The organism is Pseudomonas sp. MWU12-3088, from assembly GCF_023242405.1.
Taxonomy (GTDB): Bacteria; Pseudomonadota; Gammaproteobacteria; order Pseudomonadales; family Pseudomonadaceae; genus Aquipseudomonas; species Aquipseudomonas kribbensis.
Genome location: NZ_JALJEA010000001.1, coordinates 948,883 through 964,082, shown reverse-complemented (window position 1 = coordinate 964,082; position 15,200 = coordinate 948,883). Strand labels below are relative to the sequence as shown.

The following is a 15,200-nucleotide window of genomic DNA, read 5'->3' as shown; positions in this document are numbered from 1 at the left end:
AGACTTATCTAAACGCCGGCACCACATGCTTGATAAACAACTCCAGCGACTTCTTCTTCTCCGCATGCGGCAAGCTGTTGTCGCACCAGAAACTGAATTCATCCACTCCCAGTTCCTGGTAGTACTTGATCCGCGGAATGATCTCTTCCGGCGTGCCGATCATCGCCGTCTTGTGCAGGCTCTCCAGCTCAAACTCCGGACGTCCGGCAAATTTCTCTTCCGGGCTCGGAGCGAGGAAGCCGTTCACCGGTACTTCCTTGTTGCCGAACCACGCATCGAAGGTGCGGTAGAAACGTGAGATGGCTTTGGCGCCAACCTTCCAGCCTTCCAGGTCATCCACTGAGTGCACGTGGGTGTGACGCAGCACCATCAATTGCGGACGCGGTACGTCGGGATTGTTGTCCAGCGCGGTCTGGAATTTGTTTTTCAGGTCGAGGACTTCTTCGTCGCCCTTCATCAGCGGCGTGACCATCACGTTGCAGCCGTTGGCCACGGCGAAGTTGTGAGAGTCCGGGTCGCGGGCGGCGATCCACATTGGTGGATTCGGCTTCTGAATCGGTTTCGGCACGCTGGTGGAGGTGGGGAATTTCCAGATGTCGCCGTCGTGGGCGTAGTCGCCCTGCCAAAGGGCGCGGACCACCGGGACCATTTCCCGCAGCGCCTGACCGCCGCTGGAAGCAGGCATGCCGCCGGCCATGCGGTCGAATTCCACCTGATAGGCGCCACGGGCCAGGCCGACTTCCATCCGGCCGTTGCTGATCACGTCGAGCAGGGCGCATTCACCGGCGACCCGCAGCGGGTGCCAGAACGGCGCGATGATGGTGCCGGCGCCCAGGTGAATGGTGGTGGTTTTGGCGGCGAGGTAGGCCAGCAGCGGCATCGGACTCGGCGAGATGGTGTATTCCATGGCGTGGTGTTCGCCGATCCACACGGTGCTGAAACCGCCGGCCTCGGCCATCAACGTCAGTTCGGTCAGGTCTTCGAACAGTTGACGGTGGCTGACGCTTTCGTCCCAGCGCTCCATGTGTACGAACAGGGAAAATTTCATGACGCTACCTCGAATCTCTTGTGGTCGGCCGGTCGCATGCAGGCCTGTTTAAGTGCAATTGTGCGGATCAGGCAAAGGCGGGCAGGGCGCCCATCTTGCCGTGGCAATACACGAGCGGGCCGGTGTCCTGCTGAGGAACGATGAGGTTTTTCACCGCGCCGACCATAATCGCGTGGTCGCCGCCTTCATATTCGCGCCACAGCTCACATTCGATGATAGCTGTCGCGTTGGCCAGGATCGGGTTGCCCAGTTCGCTCAGCGTCCACTCGATGCCCTGCGCCTTGTCCTTGCCTTTGCGGGCGAACGCATAGGCTTCGCTCTGCTGTCCGCCGGACAGGACGTGAATGGCAAAGCGTTTGTTCTTGATCAGAACGGGATAGGAGTCGGAGCTGTAGTTGGGGCAGAACAGCACCAGGGCCGGATCCATCGACAGCGAACTGAACGCGCTGGCGGTCAGGCCGACGATCTGGCCGTCGTCATCAAGCGTGGTGATGACGGTGACGCCGGACGGGAACGAGCCCATGACTTGTTTGTAGACGGCAGCATCGATCATTGGTCAATCCTCGAGTGCGGTGAAGCGTGTTTTTATTCGTTTGTGGGTCTGATGGTATACCGTAATACATCGATTGCAAGCGCTTTTTTGGTGAAACGATAAACGTGGTGCATTCGTCGGAAACTCAACATTTACGGGCCTTTCGTCTAGCCGTAAAGCCTGGCTATCGGGGAGGATGCCGGATCAGTTGCCGCCGTAAACAGCGGATCAGTCTTGTGAAAATGTTGGAATACCATAATATGGTGTTCATCTGAGGGGCGACCAAGAACGTCCCCGGTTTGGCTTCATACAACGATAAGAACAGACCCAATCGAGTTCATATATGTCCCAGATGTCCCGGCAAGATCCGTTGATCGAGAATCACACGGTCGACTACGTCCCACTCGCGGAACGCCACGGGAAGGCCCGCGACCTTTTCACCCTTTGGTTCAGCACCAACATTGCGCCACTGCCCATCGTTACCGGTGCCATGGTGGTTCAGGTGTTTCATCTCGACCTGTTCTGGGGGCTGCTGGCGATTGCGCTGGGGCACATGATCGGCGGGGTGGTGATCGCCCTGGCGTCGGCGCAAGGCCCGCGCATGGGCATTCCGCAGATGGTGCAGAGTCGTGGTCAGTTCGGGCGTTATGGTGCTCTGCTGATCGTGTTCTTCGCAGCGATCATCTACATCGGTTTCTTCATTTCCAACATCGTGCTCGCCGGCAAGTCCATCGTCGGCATTGCGCCGTCGGTGCCGGCGCCATTGAGCATCCTGATCGGTGCCCTCAGTGCCACGGCCATCGGCGTGATCGGTTACAACTTCATTCATACGCTCAATCGCATCGGCACCTGGGTGATGGGCAGTGCGTTGCTGGCCGGGTTCATCTACATCTTTGCCCATGATTTGCCGGCGGACTTCTTCACCCGTGGCAGCTTCAATCTGTCCGGGTGGCTGGCAACGGTGTCGCTGGGCATCATCTGGCAGATCAGTTTCTCGCCGTACGTCTCGGACTATTCCCGCTACCTGCCGGCGGATATCGGTATCAGCAAGCCATTTATCGCGACTTACCTGGGCGCCACGCTGGGCACGATTCTGTCGTTCACCTTCGGTGCGGTGGCGGTGCTGGCGACACCCGAGGGCACCGAGGCGATGGCGGCGGTCAAGCAGTCCACCGGTTGGCTGGGGCCGATTCTGATGGTGCTGTTCCTGCTCAACATCATCAGCCACAACGCGCTGAATCTGTATGGCGCGGTGCTGTCGATCATCACCTCCATCCAGACCTTCGCCAGCCAATGGACGCCGAGCATCAAGGTGCGGGTGATGTTGTCGAGCGTGGTGTTGGCGGGTTGCTGCGTGGTCGCGCTGGGGGCGTCGGCAGACTTCATCTCCGAGTTCATCGGCCTGATTCTGGCGCTGCTGCTGGTGTTGGTGCCGTGGGCGTCGATCAACCTGATTGACTTCTACCTGATCAAGCGCGGCAGCTATGACATCGCTTCGATCTTCCGCGCCGATGGCGGGATCTACGGGCGCTTCAATCTGCACGCGATCATTGCCTATTTCATCGGCATCATCGTGCAGCTGCCGTTTGCCAATACCTCGTTGTACGTTGGCCCCTACGCCAACCTGGTGGACGGTGCGGACCTGTCGTGGCTGGTCGGCCTGATCGTGACCTGCCCGTTGTATTACTGCCTGGCGACGCGCGGGCAGACGCAGCAGAGCAGGGCGGCAAAATTGGGTTTTACTGACTGACCGTTCGCCGTCTGTTCAAGCAATGCCCGGCCACTCGCCGGGCATTGTCGTTTCAGTATTCTGACGGTCACTCAAATTGGCCATATCGATCCCCTTTTGGCCAATCGGCTACTGTGCGCCTTATGCGCTTGTCGGCAAGAATCGAAGCCACAACAAGACGCTGCACCTTCCTTGCCCTTGGCTGACCTGACAGCCGCTGCCGTGTACAGAACATAAAAACCATCGACTCACGCTGCATTCGGGGAAACACAACATGGTCACGATGAAACGCATTCTGGGCGCTACTGTTTTCGGGCTGACGCTGCTGGCCAGCGCCGTCCAGGCCGAACAGCGCGAACTGCGGGTATACAACTGGGCGGATTACATCCTGCCGTCGGTGCCCAAGGATTTCGCCGCCAAAAGCAACATCAAAGTGACCTGGGACACCTTCGACACCAACGAATCCCTCGAAGCCAAGTTGCTGACCGGCAACTCCGGCTACGATCTGGTGGTGCCGTCGAACCAGTTCCTCGATACCCAGATCAAGGCCGGCGTGTTCCAGAAACTCGACAAGTCCAAGTTGCCGAACTGGAGTCACCAGGATCCGGCGCTGCTCAAACTGCTCGACTCTAACGACCCCGGCAATCAGTACGGCGTACCCTATATGGTCGGCACGGTGCTGATCGGTTTCAACCCGGCCAAGGTCAAGGCAGCGCTCGGCGAGAATGCGCCGGTGGACAGCTGGGATCTGGTGTTCAAACCGGAGAACATGGAAAAACTGAAATCCTGCGGCGTGGCGATGCTCGATTCGCCGTCGGAAATCCTGCCGCTGGCCCTGCATTATCTGGGGCTCGACCCGAACAGCCAGAACCCGGCCGACTATGAGAAGGCCAAGGACCTGATGCTCAAGGTTCGCCCCTATGTCACCTATTTCAACTCGGCCAAGTACATGACCGACATCGCCAACGGCGACATCTGCGTGGCCATCGGTTATTCCGGCAGCTTCTACCAATTCGGCAACCGCGCCAAAGAGGCGAAGAACGGCGTGGTAGTCGACTGGCGCCTGCCGAAGGAAGGTGCGCCGATCTGGTTTGACACCTTCGCCATTCCGAAGAGCGCGAAGAACGTTGAAGAGGCCCACGAGTTCCTCAACAACCTGCTGGATCCGAAGGTCATCGCTTCGATCAGCGACTTCCTCGGTTATCCGAATGCCAACAAGGATTCGCTGCCGCTGATCAACAAGGAAATCACCGGCAACCCGAACCTGACACCGACCAGCGAGGCGCTTAAGACGCTGTACGTGGTGCAGCCATTGCCACAGAAACTGGAACGGGTGCGGACACGGGTCTGGACCAGCATCAAGTCCGATAAGTAAATTCAAGGCCGAGGGAGCGCATCGAGTTCGCTCCCTCGGCTGTTATTTCGCCTGACTTTCTTCGGGCGACTTGTCCTTCGTCAGCACCAGGCTGAGCAACACCGACGCCAGAATCAGCCCGCCGACAATCGCCAGCGACCACTCCACCGGCATGTGAAACCACGGCATCGCCGTCATCTTCCCGCCGATGAACACCAGCACCAGCGCCAGGCCGTACTTGAGTAGGTGAAAGCGGTCGGCCATGTCCGCCAGCAGAAAGTACAGCGCCCGCAGCCCCATGATCGCGAAGATGTTCGAGGTGAAAATGATGAACGGATCGGTCGTCACCGCGAAAATCGCCGGGATGCTGTCGACCGCGAACATCAGGTCGCTGGCCTCGATCAGCACCAGCACCAGAAACATCGGCGTGGCCCAGCGCACGCCGTTCTGCAGCACGAAAAAGCGCTCGCCATGAAAGCCATTGGTGATCCGCAGATGTCCGCGCACCCAGCGCAGAAGCGGATTGTTATCGAGGTCCGGCTGCTGTTCGGCGAACACCAGCATTTTGATCCCGGTGATGATCAGGAACACGCCGAACACATACAACAGCCAGGTGAACTGCGACACCAGCCACACGCCGGCAAAGATCATCGCCGCCCGCATCACGATTGCCCCGAGCACGCCATACAGCAGCACCCGACGCTGCAACTCCGGTGGCACGGCGAAGTAGCCGAAGATCATCACGAACACGAACATGTTGTCGATCGACAGCGATTGCTCGATCAGATAACCGGTGAGGAATTCGAGGGTTTTGCGCTGGGCGATCTCGGGGCCGAATTCGCCGTTCAGATACCACCAGAGCAGCCCGGCGAAGGCCAGCGCCAGCATGCACCACGCAATCACCCAGGATGAGGCTTCGCGCACCGAGACCCGATGCGCCTTGCGCCCGCCGAAGACAAACAGGTCAACGGCCAGCATGGCGAGGACAAAAACGATGAAGGCGGCCCACATCCAGGGTTCGCCGATGTTGATGGGGTGCATGTCGTTCTCCCTGTCTTTATGTTTTTCGGGGTAGACGGGGCCATGCTAGTAGGAGAATTCCGACGAAGAAAAATCGTTTATTTCGTGGGTATTGTTCGTGAATAACGAAGTGTCAGGTGAGACGGGCAGATGCGGGTAATACTTCATTCAACACTTCTTTGCTAACCTCGCTGTCGAGCCAGCCCACCATGCCAGGAGCGACGATCATCGACACGCCAGATCCTCAAGCCGTCTGCAGCCCGATCACCAGCGCTGCGATCTTCATCGTGGCGACCCTCAACGCCGAAGCCGAGGCGGCCGAAAAAGTCCGCGGCTGGTGCGCTGATATCGCAGGCCTGACACGCTCGGTCGGCAAGCGCGTGCCCTCGGGCAACCTGTCCTGCGTTTGCGGGTTTTCCTCCAGCGCCTGGGATCGCCTGTTCGGGAGTCCGCGACCGGCGTTCCTGCATGACTTTCGCGAATTCGGCGTAGAAGGGCGGCGCGCGGTTTCCACGCCGGGCGACTTGCTGTTGCACATTCGCGCCGATCAGATGGATCTGTGTTTCGAGTTGGCCACGCAATTGATGTCGGCGCTGGACGGCGCCGTGACGGTGATCGACGAAGTGCAGGGTTTCCGTTATTTCGACATGCGCAGCATCATCGGTTTTGTCGACGGCACGGAGAATCCGGTCGGCCGCAAAGCCGAGCATTTCACCCTCGTAGGCGATGAAGATCAGACGTTCAGCGGTGGCAGTTATGTGTTGGTGCAGAAGTATCTGCACAACATGAAGGCGTGGAACGAATTGCCGGTCGAGGCGCAGGAACGGGTGATCGGGCGAACCAAACTGTCCGATATCGAGCTGGATGACGCGGTCAAGCCGAGCAACTCCCACAGTGCGTTGACGACCATCACCAAGGACGGCGAAGAGGTGAAGATCCTGCGCGACAACATGCCGTTCGGTCGGCCCGGCGCAGGCGAGTTCGGCACTTATTTCATCGGTTACGCGCGTTCACCGGAACCGCTGGAGCAGATGCTGGAAAACATGTTCGTCGGCAAACCGCCCGGCAATTATGACCGGTTGCTGGACTTCAGCACGGCGGTCACCGGCAGTCTGTTCTTTGTGCCTTCGGCGGATTTGCTGGAAGAGCTGGCAGAGCGATAAAAAAACGGCGGGATCAATCGATCCCGCCGTTTTTGTTTACTTGCCTGTCGGCAGTGCTGGCGTGCGTGGCGGCACCAGTCGTTTCGACCCGGTCGCTTCGAACGCCGCTGCCAGACGCAGCAACGTCGAATCGTCATAGGCGCGACCGGCAAACGTCAGCCCCACCGGCATACCGATGTCGGCCATCACGCCCATCGGCACAGTGACGGTCGGCACGCCGAGATGGCGGATCGCGAGGTTGCCGTTGGCGACCCAGATGCCGTTGCTCCAGGCGATGTCCGCGGAGGCCGGGTTGACGTCGGCGTCGGCTGGGCCCACGTCGGCGTTGGTCGGGAACAGCACGGCGTCGAGGCCGAGGCGATCCATCCAGTCTTCGAGGTCGAGCTTGCGGGTCTTCTCCAGACCGCGCAGACCGTCCGGCAGCGTCGGGATCTGATCCCACGGCGTGATGCCGCGTTCGGCCATGCGCACGTATTCGTCCATGCCGGCGGCGAGGTCGCCTTCACGGTTGGGCAGGGTGCCCGGGTCGTGCGGGAAGATTTTCGGCCCGTCGACATCTGCCAGTCGATTGAGTTTTGGATCACCGTTGGCGCGCAGGAAGTCATCGAAGGCCCAGGCCGACAGGTCCCACAGTTCGTGGTGCATGAACTCTTTCGAGACGATGCCGCGATTGAACACGGTCGGTGCGCCCGGGCGATCGCCTTCGCAGTTGGAGACCAGTGGGAAATCCACTTCGATGACTTCCGCGCCGGCGGCTTCGAGGGCCTGGCGGGCCTGTTTCCAGAGATCGATCACCGAAGCGCGGGTGTTGATGCGTTGCCCGGTCGGTCCGCCAATGCCCGGCGCTTCGCTGGTGCCGGCCTCAGGGTCGGCGTTGATGTACATGCGCGGCACGCCGAGGCGTTTGCCGGCCAGGGCATCACTTTTCACCGCCAGATCGAGATAGGAAGCAGGGCGTACCGAAGCGACGCTCGGGATCGGCACCCAGGGTTGCAGGCGCCACAGGTCGCCACGGGTGTCGGTGTCTTCGGCGACGACTACGTCGAGGACTTCCAGCAGGTCAGCCATGGTCCGTGCGTACGGCACCACTACGTCCATGGTCGGCGTCAGCGGCCAGTTGCCGCGCACCGAAATCACCCCGCGCGATGGCGTGTAGGCGCACAGGCCATTGTTCGAAGCCGGGCCGCGACCGCTCGACCAGGTCTCTTCCGCCAGACCGAACGCCGAGAAGCTTGCAGCAGTGGCGGTGCCGGCACCGTTCGACGAGCCGGAAGCAAACGGCGCAGTCAGATAAGCGGCGTTGTACGGGCTTTCAGCGCGGCCATAGACGCCACGCTGCATCCCGCCATTGGCCATCGGCGGCATGTTGGTCTTGCCCAGGCAGATCGCGCCGCCCGCACGCAGGCGCTCGATGGTGAACGCATCACGCTGGGCCACCAGATCGGCGAACGCCGGGCTGCCGGACGCAGCGGTCAGGCCTTTGACCAGATAGCTGTCCTTGGCGGTGTAGGGGATGCCGTCCAGCGGACCGAGGGTTTCGCCCTTGGCGCGGCGGGCATCGGAGGCCTCGGCTTCCTTCAAGGCCTCGGGGTTGCGCACGATCACCGCGTTCAGGGCGGTGGCGGTTTGCGGGCCGTCATAGGCATCGATACGCGCCAGATAGGCCTGAACCAGTTCAACCGCGGTGGTCTGGCCGGATTCGAGCGCCGAGCGCAGTTGAGCAATGGAGACTTCAGTGACTTCGATCATGCTGTTACCGCCGACAGGTTCGCTAAAGGGTGGTTGATCATTGTTATCGTCGAAACGTGTCAATCATTCTTGATGGGCGAAACTCTACCCTGAAGTTTGTCGATTGGCATGTCTTAATTCGATAAATATCGACAAAAATCAGCGAAAAAATTCTCCAGGCGTCTCGCCAAACTGCTGGCGAAAGGCTGCAATGAACGCCGATGTCGAATCATAACCGCAGGCCAGAGCCACTTCGGTGACCCGTTCGCCACGCTCCAGCGGTGTCAGCGCGCCCAGCAAACGCAAGCGCTGGCGCCATGCGCGGAAGGTCAGGCCGGTATCGCGCAGGAACAGCCGGCTGAGGGTTTTCTCGGTCACGCCGAGCTTTTCGCTCCAGTGACTGAGTGTGGTCTGCTGTTCCGGATGTTGCTCGAGACTTTGATAAATCTGCCGCAATCGGATGTCCTGGGGCAGTGGCAGCATCAGGTCGATTTGCGGGGCCTCGGCCAATTGATCGAGGATCACCTGCGCCAGGCGTCCGTGAGGGCCGCTCTGGTCATACTCGACAGGAATCTGACTGAAGGCCCGGATCAACTCGCGCAAAAGATCGCTGACGCCGAGCACATGACAACGCTCCAGCGCCCAACCCGCGACGCTGCAATCGATGTACAGGCTGCGCATTTCCGTGTGCGGCGAACTGAATACCCGATGCGGCACCCCCGCCGGAATCCACACGGCACGCTCCGGCGGCGCAACGAAACGACCGGCGGCGGTCTGCACTTCGAGTACGCCCTGGATCGCGTAAGACAATTGCACCCACGGATGACTGTGGCGGCGGGTCAGGGCGCGATTGGGCAGCGATTCGGTGCGCCCGTACAACGGACGCGGGAGGCTGGGCAGTCCGGGAATGCTGCGTCTGACGCTTTTGTCGTGTCCTTTTGGCGGCATCTTGCGGCTCTTCGGCGTTAGTCGGTAATTTCCAGTCACGTTAGAGTCGCTTCCACGTACTGGCAACCCCCGGATGAACAAACCATGACGCGCCCAAGATTCTTGCCCGACAACTTCACCCTGACCCTCGTCGCCGTGGTGCTGCTCGCGAGCTTCCTGCCCGCCAGCGGCCAGGTCGCGGTCGGCTTCGGCTGGCTGACCAACATTGCAATTGCGCTGCTGTTTTTCCTGCACGGCGCCAAGCTTTCCCGCGAATCGATCATTGCCGGCGCCGGTCACTGGCGCCTGCATTTGCTGGTGTTCGGCCTGACTTTTGTCCTGTTCCCGCTGCTGGGGCTGGCGCTCAAACCGGTGTTGTCGCCGATGATCGGTGACAACCTGTACATGGGCATGCTTTACCTCTGTGCATTGCCGGCCACGGTGCAGTCGGCGATTGCCTTCACGTCGCTGGCCCGGGGCAATATTCCGGCGGCAATCTGCAGTGCGGCGGCGTCGAGTCTGTTCGGGATCTTTCTCACGCCATTGCTGGTGACGCTGCTGCTGAATGTCCACGGTGATGGTGGTTCGACCGTCGACGCGATCCTGAAAATCAGCGTGCAACTGCTGCTGCCATTCATCGCAGGGCAGATCGCCCGCCGCTGGATCGGCGCCTGGGTCGGCCGCAACAAGAACTGGCTGAAATTCGTCGATCAGGGTTCGATTCTGCTGGTGGTCTACGGCGCGTTCAGTGAGGCGGTGAACGAAGGCATCTGGCACCAGATCCCGGTGATCGACCTGCTCGGTCTCGTGGTGGCCTGCTGCATTCTGCTGGGGCTGGTGCTGCTGGCGTCGACGCTGCTGGGCAAGTTGTTTGGCTTCAACCTGGAAGACCGCATCACCATCCTGTTCTGCGGTTCAAAAAAGAGCCTGGCCACCGGTGTGCCGATGGCGCAGGTGTTGTTTGCCGGCAGCACCATCGGTGTGCTGATTCTGCCGCTGATGCTGTTTCACCAGATCCAGTTGATGGTCTGCGCGGTACTGGCGCAGCGTTATGCGAAACGCCAGGAGTCAGTGCAGGAGCTGATGGCGCAGGTTGATCCTTGATGATCAGCGAACGGGCCAGCGTGTTTGCAAATGCTCAAACAAATAGTCGGTAAATGCCTTGACCTTGGGAGTCATGGCGGCGCGCTCCTGCACGCAGGCGTAGATTTCGAGAGGGGCAGTGACGGCAACGTTTGATCCATCGCCGGGCTCAAGCAGCCGGACGAGTTCACCGCTTTCCAGGTAGGGTGCGGCAACGAATTCGGCCAGTCGCGCAATGCCCGCGCCATGAGCCGTCATCTGCGCCAGGGCATCGATGTCGTCGCTGATCCCGGTTGCATTGATCGGTGCTTCGAAGCGCTGACCGTCGCGGATGAACCACCAGCGCAGGAAGCGCCCGTCCAGCGGGTAACGGAACGCAAGGCAGGCGTGCTGCGGAAGATCTTCCGGGGTAGCCGGGTAACCGGCCCTTCGCAGATAGCCGGGGCTGGCACAAATCACGAACGGCACTGTCGCGACCTTGCGCGCAATGATGCCGTCCTCCAGTTGCGGCTCGATGCGCAGGCTCAAGTCGATACCTTCATGCAGGTGATTGATCTTGCGGTCGGTGGTCGAGAGCTCGAGCGTCAGCTGCGGGTAGCGCTCGGCGAAACCGGCAATGACCGGCGCCAGTACGTGGCGTCCGAATCCGGCGGTGGAGGCGATGCTCAAGTGGCCTTGAAGTTGCGTCTGGGGGTGGCTGATGGCGCTCTGCGCGGACTCAAGATCGAGCGCTATACGTTTCACTTTCTCGAAGTACACCGAGCCACTTTCGGTCAGCGCCATGCTGCGGGTGGTGCGTTGCAGAAGGCGTGTGTCGAGGTGAGCCTCCAGGCGGTTGAGCGTCTGGCTGACGGCGGCAGCGCTGACCCCGAGGACTTTTGCGGCGCCGACGATCGATCCCGCCTCAACGACTTTGATAAAGCAATCGATTGCACCCAGCAGATTCATGTGCGGATCCCGGTCACTGAATACTCATAAGATTTTGTTTATAAAGTCCTCACGACGATCCGTCTAGTTTCCGGATGGTCGGGTTGTTAGGGTGCTCGACGCCCGAGCATTTCAAACAACAAGGACCGACATGAATCAGAGACTCCCCTCAACCACCGCCGCACTCAGCCCGCGCAAGCTGTCTACCCGTGCCACGCCGTACGTGTTCGCGTTGTACATGGCGACCATCATGGCGTTCCTGATGTCACTGGTGATCACCGCAGCGAACTCCGGTATTGAGTCGGACTACCTTAGCAATGCACTGCACGCCTACAAACTGGCAATGCCCGTGGCGTTTTTGTGCATCCTGGTGGTTCGGCCAATCGTGGTGAAGCTGGTGGCGCTGACGGTGCACCCGCACCGCTGACGCAGGAACAAGCTACATCGCCCCGGAATATTTCACCGCTGCCGCCGCCCTCGACGGCACATTCAATGCCCGCAACAACGACGACACATGAATCCGCACCGTGAACGGGGAAATATCCAGTTCACGGGCGATTTCCTTGTTGGTCTTGCCCTGGGCAATCAGTCGCAGAACATCCTGCTGGCGCGGGGTGAGGGCGGTGCCGGTTTCCAGTGGCAGCAGACCCGAGGGGGCGAATTTCACCAGTACTTCGCCTTCGCGGATCGCCAGGATGGCCTCGCCGATCTCGTCGGGGGCGATGTTCTTGCCGATGAAACCGTCGATGCCCGCCGCCATGACTTCGCCGATCAGCGCCTCGTCATCGACCATAGACACTACGATCAGCGTGGTGCGTGGCAGGCGCCGACGCAGTTCGCCGAGCTGGCTGACGCAAGTCAGGCCGGGGAAGCGCAGGTCCAGAATCAGCGTGTCTGGCTCATCGCCGGATGGCAGCAGGGCGAGCACCGCCTCCAGATCGCCGGCTTCTTCGATCTGCGCCTCGGGCAACAGACGACTTACCGTGCGCACCATCGCTTCGCGAAACAGCGGATGATCGTCGGCTATGATGATTCGGCATGTCATGGCACAACCCTCCCTGGGTCGACATTTCTCACGGCGTGCACCTTAGCACCGGGCGAAGGCGTTGCCTGTCGGTTCGTGCTGATTCTGACGATTGCCGCACAAGGACGTTCCCCATGAAGTTCGAAAAGAACACCGAGCTCGACCAGGCCAATCTGCGCATCATCATCGCCAGTATCGCGCTGGTTTACATGGGCGTGCTCGGTTTCCTGCCAGGCCAGCGCTTCGATACCTATCTGCCGGTGATCACTTACATTGCCCTGTTTCTGCTGGCCTCCGTCGGGCTGCGTCAGGCCATCGTGCGTTGGCCGGGGCATTATCCGGCGCGGCGGATTTTCGGCATGGTCCACGATTACACCGGCACCAGTTTCGGGCTGGTGGTCGGTGGCGAGGCCGCGCTGCCCATTTATGCCGTCATGGTCTGGGTCAATCTCGGCAACGGCATGCGCTACGGCTCGCGCTATCTGGCGATCGCCACGGTATTGGCATTGCTTGCGCTGTTGGCGGTCTATCGGTTGACGCCGTACTGGCAGGCGCAACCGTTCATGGTGTTGATGCTGATGATCACCAGCACGGTGATTCCAGTGTATGCGCACCTGTTGCTGGAGCGCACGCGCAAGGCTTCCGAAGAAGCCGTCGCGGCGAATCTGGAGAAATCTCGATTCCTGGCCCAGGCCAGTCATGACCTGCGCCAGCCGATCCACTCCATTGGCCTGTTTACCGCGTGTCTGCGCGAGTCGCGGCTGGGCGAGGATGAACGGCGGCTGGTGGACAACATCGACCGGTCGCTGCTCAACGTGTCGCAGCTTTTCCGCTCGATCCTCGATCTGTACACCCTCGATAACGGCCGGGTTCAACCCCGGATGCAAACGCTGGAACTGGGGCAGTGGCTGACGGAGTTGATTCGCCAGAATGCCGAAGCGGCGCGTTGGGCCGGGGTGGATCTGCGTCTGCACCGTTGCGAGCATTGGGTGTACACGGATCCGGCGTTGCTGGCGACCATGGTGCAGAACGTGTTGTCTAACTGCTTCAAATATGGCGCGCAGCGACCGGTGCTGGTGGGTGTGCGCAGAAAAGGCGCGGGGTTGGCCATCGTGGTGTATGACCGTGGCAGCGGCATCGCCGAAGAGCATCTGCCCAAGGTTTTCGAGGAGTTTTATCGGGTTCGTCAATTGCGTGACAAGGACGTTGAAGGCGTTGGGCTGGGCCTGTCGATCGTCAAGCGGCTGGGGCAGATGATTGGTGTCGATGTGCTGATTCGTTCTCGGCTGGGGCATGGCACGGCTGTGACGCTGCAGGGCTTGTCACGGGCGGCACCGCAGTTGCCGGTCAGTCGCGACGAGGTGCGTCAGGTCGGATTGCTGACGGGGTTGAAGGTGTGTCTGGTGGAGGATGACCATAACGTTCTGCTGGCGACATCGGCGTTGCTCGAACGTTGGGGCTGCGTCGTGCAGGCCGAGCTGACGGGGCAGGGGCTGGTCACCGACTGCGACATCATCGTCGCCGACTATGACCTCGGCTCGCACAGTACCGGTATCGAGTGCATCGATGAAGTTCGTCGACAGCGGGGTTTTGCGGTGCCGGCCATGATTATCACCGGGCATGACATCGAAAAAATCCAGGCGGCCCTGCATGACCGCCAGATAGCAATTTTGTCCAAACCGGTACGCCCGGCCGAGCTGCGCGCGACCTTGCGTGCGCTGCGCGACCGGCAGACCGAAGCGGTCAGCGCTTACACAGATAGTCCTGCGTAATGGTGGTTTGCAGGCAGTTGTACTGGCCCATGGTGCGGCAGATGTTTTTCTCCGAGCCGGACACTTCGGCGCTCTTGTAGCCCCAGACCTTGCAGCGGCCTTCAGCGGTGGCCAGACCTTGGGCAGCAGAGGTTTGCCCGCTCTCGAACTGGCCCAGTTCATAGGACACCTGGACGACGCCATCGGTCTTGCTGCCGCCGGTGGCTTCCCATTGTTTCGGTGTGGCGCAGCCGGTGAGCACGACGGCGGCGAGGCTGAGGGTGGCGATGAGTGTTTTCATGATCGAACGGAATCCTTTACCGGATGAGAAGGCGGTGTAACGGTTTACTGGACCGGAATCGGCGATGCGCCTTTGGGCAGGCAGGACAGCGGAGGCGTCATGATGCCCATGCTGGCGACCGCGATGATTGCGCCGCTGGGCAGTTCGCAGTTGTATTCGCCGGCGGAGGTATAGGCGGTGTAGTACGTCAGGGTGCTGTCGTTGCGGATGTTGCCGATTTTGGAGACCGGTTTGCCGATGACGGTCTGGGCCCGTTCGCGCATGCTGTCTTCGGTGGGCTTGGCGGTCTGGCAACCGGTGGCGCCGATAAGCAGGGCACCGAGCACCGTGATTTTGGCGAAGTTGAGGTACAGGTTCATGGTGTTGCTTCCTTGGTGTTGTTGTTTTTCCAGGCACAACGATCCCGCACACTGCGCAGCGGCAATGTTGGGGAGTGTCGGGGGTTGCGAGGGAATATAACGCCAGGGAACGGGGTGGTCGATTAGCACAAATGTGCTAGTGCGGCGCAACCGGCAGGCTGCCGGCCGCGCCGAAAAGCCTTACTGAGGACTGTTGAACTGGTCTGAATAGCTACCGGTCATGAGGGCAGACGCGACCTGATCGGAGCCCACGC

Annotated in this window: 15 protein-coding genes; 6 read left to right on the top strand and 9 right to left on the bottom strand. The window is 60.4% G+C overall.

The window, feature by feature from the left end:
* Window positions 1-4: 4 nt before the first annotated feature.
* Both M5B98_RS04300 and M5B98_RS04295 read right to left on the bottom strand, forming a co-directional pair.
* The gene (locus M5B98_RS04300) at window positions 5-1,048 is read right to left on the bottom strand and encodes an LLM class flavin-dependent oxidoreductase (RefSeq protein WP_248741935.1); all 1,044 of its coding nucleotides are present in this window, start codon (window positions 1,046-1,048) and stop codon (window positions 5-7) included.
* Between the two features lie 67 nt (window positions 1,049-1,115).
* Window positions 1,116-1,601: a flavin reductase family protein gene (locus M5B98_RS04295; RefSeq protein ID WP_064597301.1), complete on the bottom strand. Its 486-nt coding sequence runs from the start codon at window positions 1,599-1,601 to the stop codon at window positions 1,116-1,118.
* A gap of 322 nt (window positions 1,602-1,923) precedes the next feature.
* On the opposite strand from M5B98_RS04295, the gene M5B98_RS04290 reads away from it, so the two are divergent.
* Both M5B98_RS04290 and M5B98_RS04285 read left to right on the top strand, forming a co-directional pair.
* Window positions 1,924-3,330 carry a purine-cytosine permease family protein gene (locus M5B98_RS04290; protein ID WP_248741934.1) on the top strand — a complete coding sequence of 469 codons (1,407 nt, stop codon included), beginning with the start codon at window positions 1,924-1,926 and terminating at the stop codon, window positions 3,328-3,330.
* Between the two features lie 253 nt (window positions 3,331-3,583).
* A complete protein-coding gene (locus tag M5B98_RS04285; protein ID WP_248741933.1) occupies window positions 3,584-4,684 on the top strand; it encodes a polyamine ABC transporter substrate-binding protein in 1,101 nt (366 codons plus the stop codon).
* 42 nt (window positions 4,685-4,726) lie between these two features.
* Here the strand turns inward: M5B98_RS04285 and M5B98_RS04280 are convergent, their stop codons facing one another.
* On the bottom strand, window positions 4,727-5,704 hold the full coding sequence (locus M5B98_RS04280) for a TerC family protein (protein ID WP_134826431.1): 978 nt from the start codon (window positions 5,702-5,704) through the stop codon (window positions 4,727-4,729).
* A gap of 188 nt (window positions 5,705-5,892) precedes the next feature.
* On the opposite strand from M5B98_RS04280, the gene M5B98_RS04275 reads away from it, so the two are divergent.
* The gene (locus tag M5B98_RS04275; protein WP_248741932.1) at window positions 5,893-6,846 is read left to right on the top strand and encodes a Dyp-type peroxidase; all 954 of its coding nucleotides are present in this window, start codon (window positions 5,893-5,895) and stop codon (window positions 6,844-6,846) included.
* Between the two features lie 36 nt (window positions 6,847-6,882).
* Here the strand turns inward: M5B98_RS04275 and M5B98_RS04270 are convergent, their stop codons facing one another.
* Together M5B98_RS04270 and M5B98_RS04265 are read right to left on the bottom strand one after the other, a co-directional pair.
* Window positions 6,883-8,595: an amidase gene (locus tag M5B98_RS04270; RefSeq protein WP_248741931.1), complete on the bottom strand. Its 1,713-nt coding sequence runs from the start codon at window positions 8,593-8,595 to the stop codon at window positions 6,883-6,885.
* A 138-nt stretch (window positions 8,596-8,733) separates the two neighbouring features.
* Window positions 8,734-9,522, bottom strand: a complete 789-nt coding sequence (locus M5B98_RS04265) for an AraC family transcriptional regulator (RefSeq protein WP_248740725.1) — start codon at window positions 9,520-9,522, stop codon at window positions 8,734-8,736.
* A gap of 84 nt (window positions 9,523-9,606) precedes the next feature.
* Here M5B98_RS04265 and M5B98_RS04260 point away from each other — a divergent pair, with 84 nt between their 5' ends.
* Window positions 9,607-10,605 carry a bile acid:sodium symporter family protein gene (locus M5B98_RS04260; RefSeq protein WP_085711353.1) on the top strand — a complete coding sequence of 333 codons (999 nt, stop codon included), beginning with the start codon at window positions 9,607-9,609 and terminating at the stop codon, window positions 10,603-10,605.
* Window positions 10,606-10,608: 3 nt separating this feature from the next.
* Here the strand turns inward: M5B98_RS04260 and M5B98_RS04255 are convergent, their stop codons facing one another.
* Window positions 10,609-11,532: a LysR family transcriptional regulator gene (locus M5B98_RS04255; protein WP_248741930.1), complete on the bottom strand. Its 924-nt coding sequence runs from the start codon at window positions 11,530-11,532 to the stop codon at window positions 10,609-10,611.
* A 130-nt stretch (window positions 11,533-11,662) separates the two neighbouring features.
* On the opposite strand from M5B98_RS04255, the gene M5B98_RS04250 reads away from it, so the two are divergent.
* Window positions 11,663-11,938 carry a DUF2798 domain-containing protein gene (locus M5B98_RS04250; protein WP_248741929.1) on the top strand — a complete coding sequence of 92 codons (276 nt, stop codon included), beginning with the start codon at window positions 11,663-11,665 and terminating at the stop codon, window positions 11,936-11,938.
* A 12-nt stretch (window positions 11,939-11,950) separates the two neighbouring features.
* On the opposite strand, the gene M5B98_RS04245 is transcribed toward M5B98_RS04250, so the two are convergent.
* Complete coding sequence (locus M5B98_RS04245; RefSeq protein WP_248741928.1) at window positions 11,951-12,556, bottom strand: LuxR C-terminal-related transcriptional regulator; 606 nt, start codon at window positions 12,554-12,556, stop codon at window positions 11,951-11,953.
* A gap of 113 nt (window positions 12,557-12,669) precedes the next feature.
* Between M5B98_RS04245 and M5B98_RS04240 the strand changes: the two genes are divergently transcribed.
* Window positions 12,670-14,307: a hybrid sensor histidine kinase/response regulator gene (locus M5B98_RS04240; protein ID WP_248741927.1), complete on the top strand. Its 1,638-nt coding sequence runs from the start codon at window positions 12,670-12,672 to the stop codon at window positions 14,305-14,307.
* Here M5B98_RS04240 and yecR read toward each other — a convergent pair.
* Window positions 14,279-14,587: a YecR family lipoprotein gene (gene yecR, locus M5B98_RS04235; protein WP_007950440.1), complete on the bottom strand. Its 309-nt coding sequence runs from the start codon at window positions 14,585-14,587 to the stop codon at window positions 14,279-14,281. The two genes, M5B98_RS04240 and yecR, sit on opposite strands and share 29 nt — an antisense overlap.
* Window positions 14,588-14,631: 44 nt before the next feature.
* Window positions 14,632-14,946, bottom strand: coding sequence for a hypothetical protein (locus tag M5B98_RS04230; protein WP_248741926.1), 315 nt, complete (start codon window positions 14,944-14,946; stop codon window positions 14,632-14,634).
* Window positions 14,947-15,200 lie beyond the last annotated feature (254 nt).

What these genes read in the sequence shown, in the direction of transcription:
- M5B98_RS04295 (WP_064597301.1), bottom strand. Translation starts at nt 1,601, where the DNA reads ATGATCGATGCTGCCGTCTACAAACAAGTCATGGGCTCGTTCCCGTCC.
- M5B98_RS04285 (WP_248741933.1), top strand. Translation starts at nt 3,584, where the DNA reads ATGGTCACGATGAAACGCATTCTGGGCGCTACTGTTTTCGGGCTGACG.
- M5B98_RS04240 (WP_248741927.1), top strand. Translation starts at nt 12,670, where the DNA reads ATGAAGTTCGAAAAGAACACCGAGCTCGACCAGGCCAATCTGCGCATC.
- M5B98_RS04265 (WP_248740725.1), bottom strand. Translation starts at nt 9,522, where the DNA reads ATGCCGCCAAAAGGACACGACAAAAGCGTCAGACGCAGCATTCCCGGA.
- yecR (WP_007950440.1), bottom strand. Translation starts at nt 14,587, where the DNA reads ATGAAAACACTCATCGCCACCCTCAGCCTCGCCGCCGTCGTGCTCACC.
- M5B98_RS04250 (WP_248741929.1), top strand. Translation starts at nt 11,663, where the DNA reads ATGAATCAGAGACTCCCCTCAACCACCGCCGCACTCAGCCCGCGCAAG.
- M5B98_RS04275 (WP_248741932.1), top strand. Translation starts at nt 5,893, where the DNA reads ATGCCAGGAGCGACGATCATCGACACGCCAGATCCTCAAGCCGTCTGC.
- M5B98_RS04255 (WP_248741930.1), bottom strand. Translation starts at nt 11,532, where the DNA reads ATGAATCTGCTGGGTGCAATCGATTGCTTTATCAAAGTCGTTGAGGCG.
- M5B98_RS04280 (WP_134826431.1), bottom strand. Translation starts at nt 5,704, where the DNA reads ATGCACCCCATCAACATCGGCGAACCCTGGATGTGGGCCGCCTTCATC.
- M5B98_RS04230 (WP_248741926.1), bottom strand. Translation starts at nt 14,946, where the DNA reads ATGAACCTGTACCTCAACTTCGCCAAAATCACGGTGCTCGGTGCCCTG.
- M5B98_RS04260 (WP_085711353.1), top strand. Translation starts at nt 9,607, where the DNA reads ATGACGCGCCCAAGATTCTTGCCCGACAACTTCACCCTGACCCTCGTC.
- M5B98_RS04270 (WP_248741931.1), bottom strand. Translation starts at nt 8,595, where the DNA reads ATGATCGAAGTCACTGAAGTCTCCATTGCTCAACTGCGCTCGGCGCTC.
- M5B98_RS04300 (WP_248741935.1), bottom strand. Translation starts at nt 1,048, where the DNA reads ATGAAATTTTCCCTGTTCGTACACATGGAGCGCTGGGACGAAAGCGTC.
- M5B98_RS04290 (WP_248741934.1), top strand. Translation starts at nt 1,924, where the DNA reads ATGTCCCAGATGTCCCGGCAAGATCCGTTGATCGAGAATCACACGGTC.
- M5B98_RS04245 (WP_248741928.1), bottom strand. Translation starts at nt 12,556, where the DNA reads ATGACATGCCGAATCATCATAGCCGACGATCATCCGCTGTTTCGCGAA.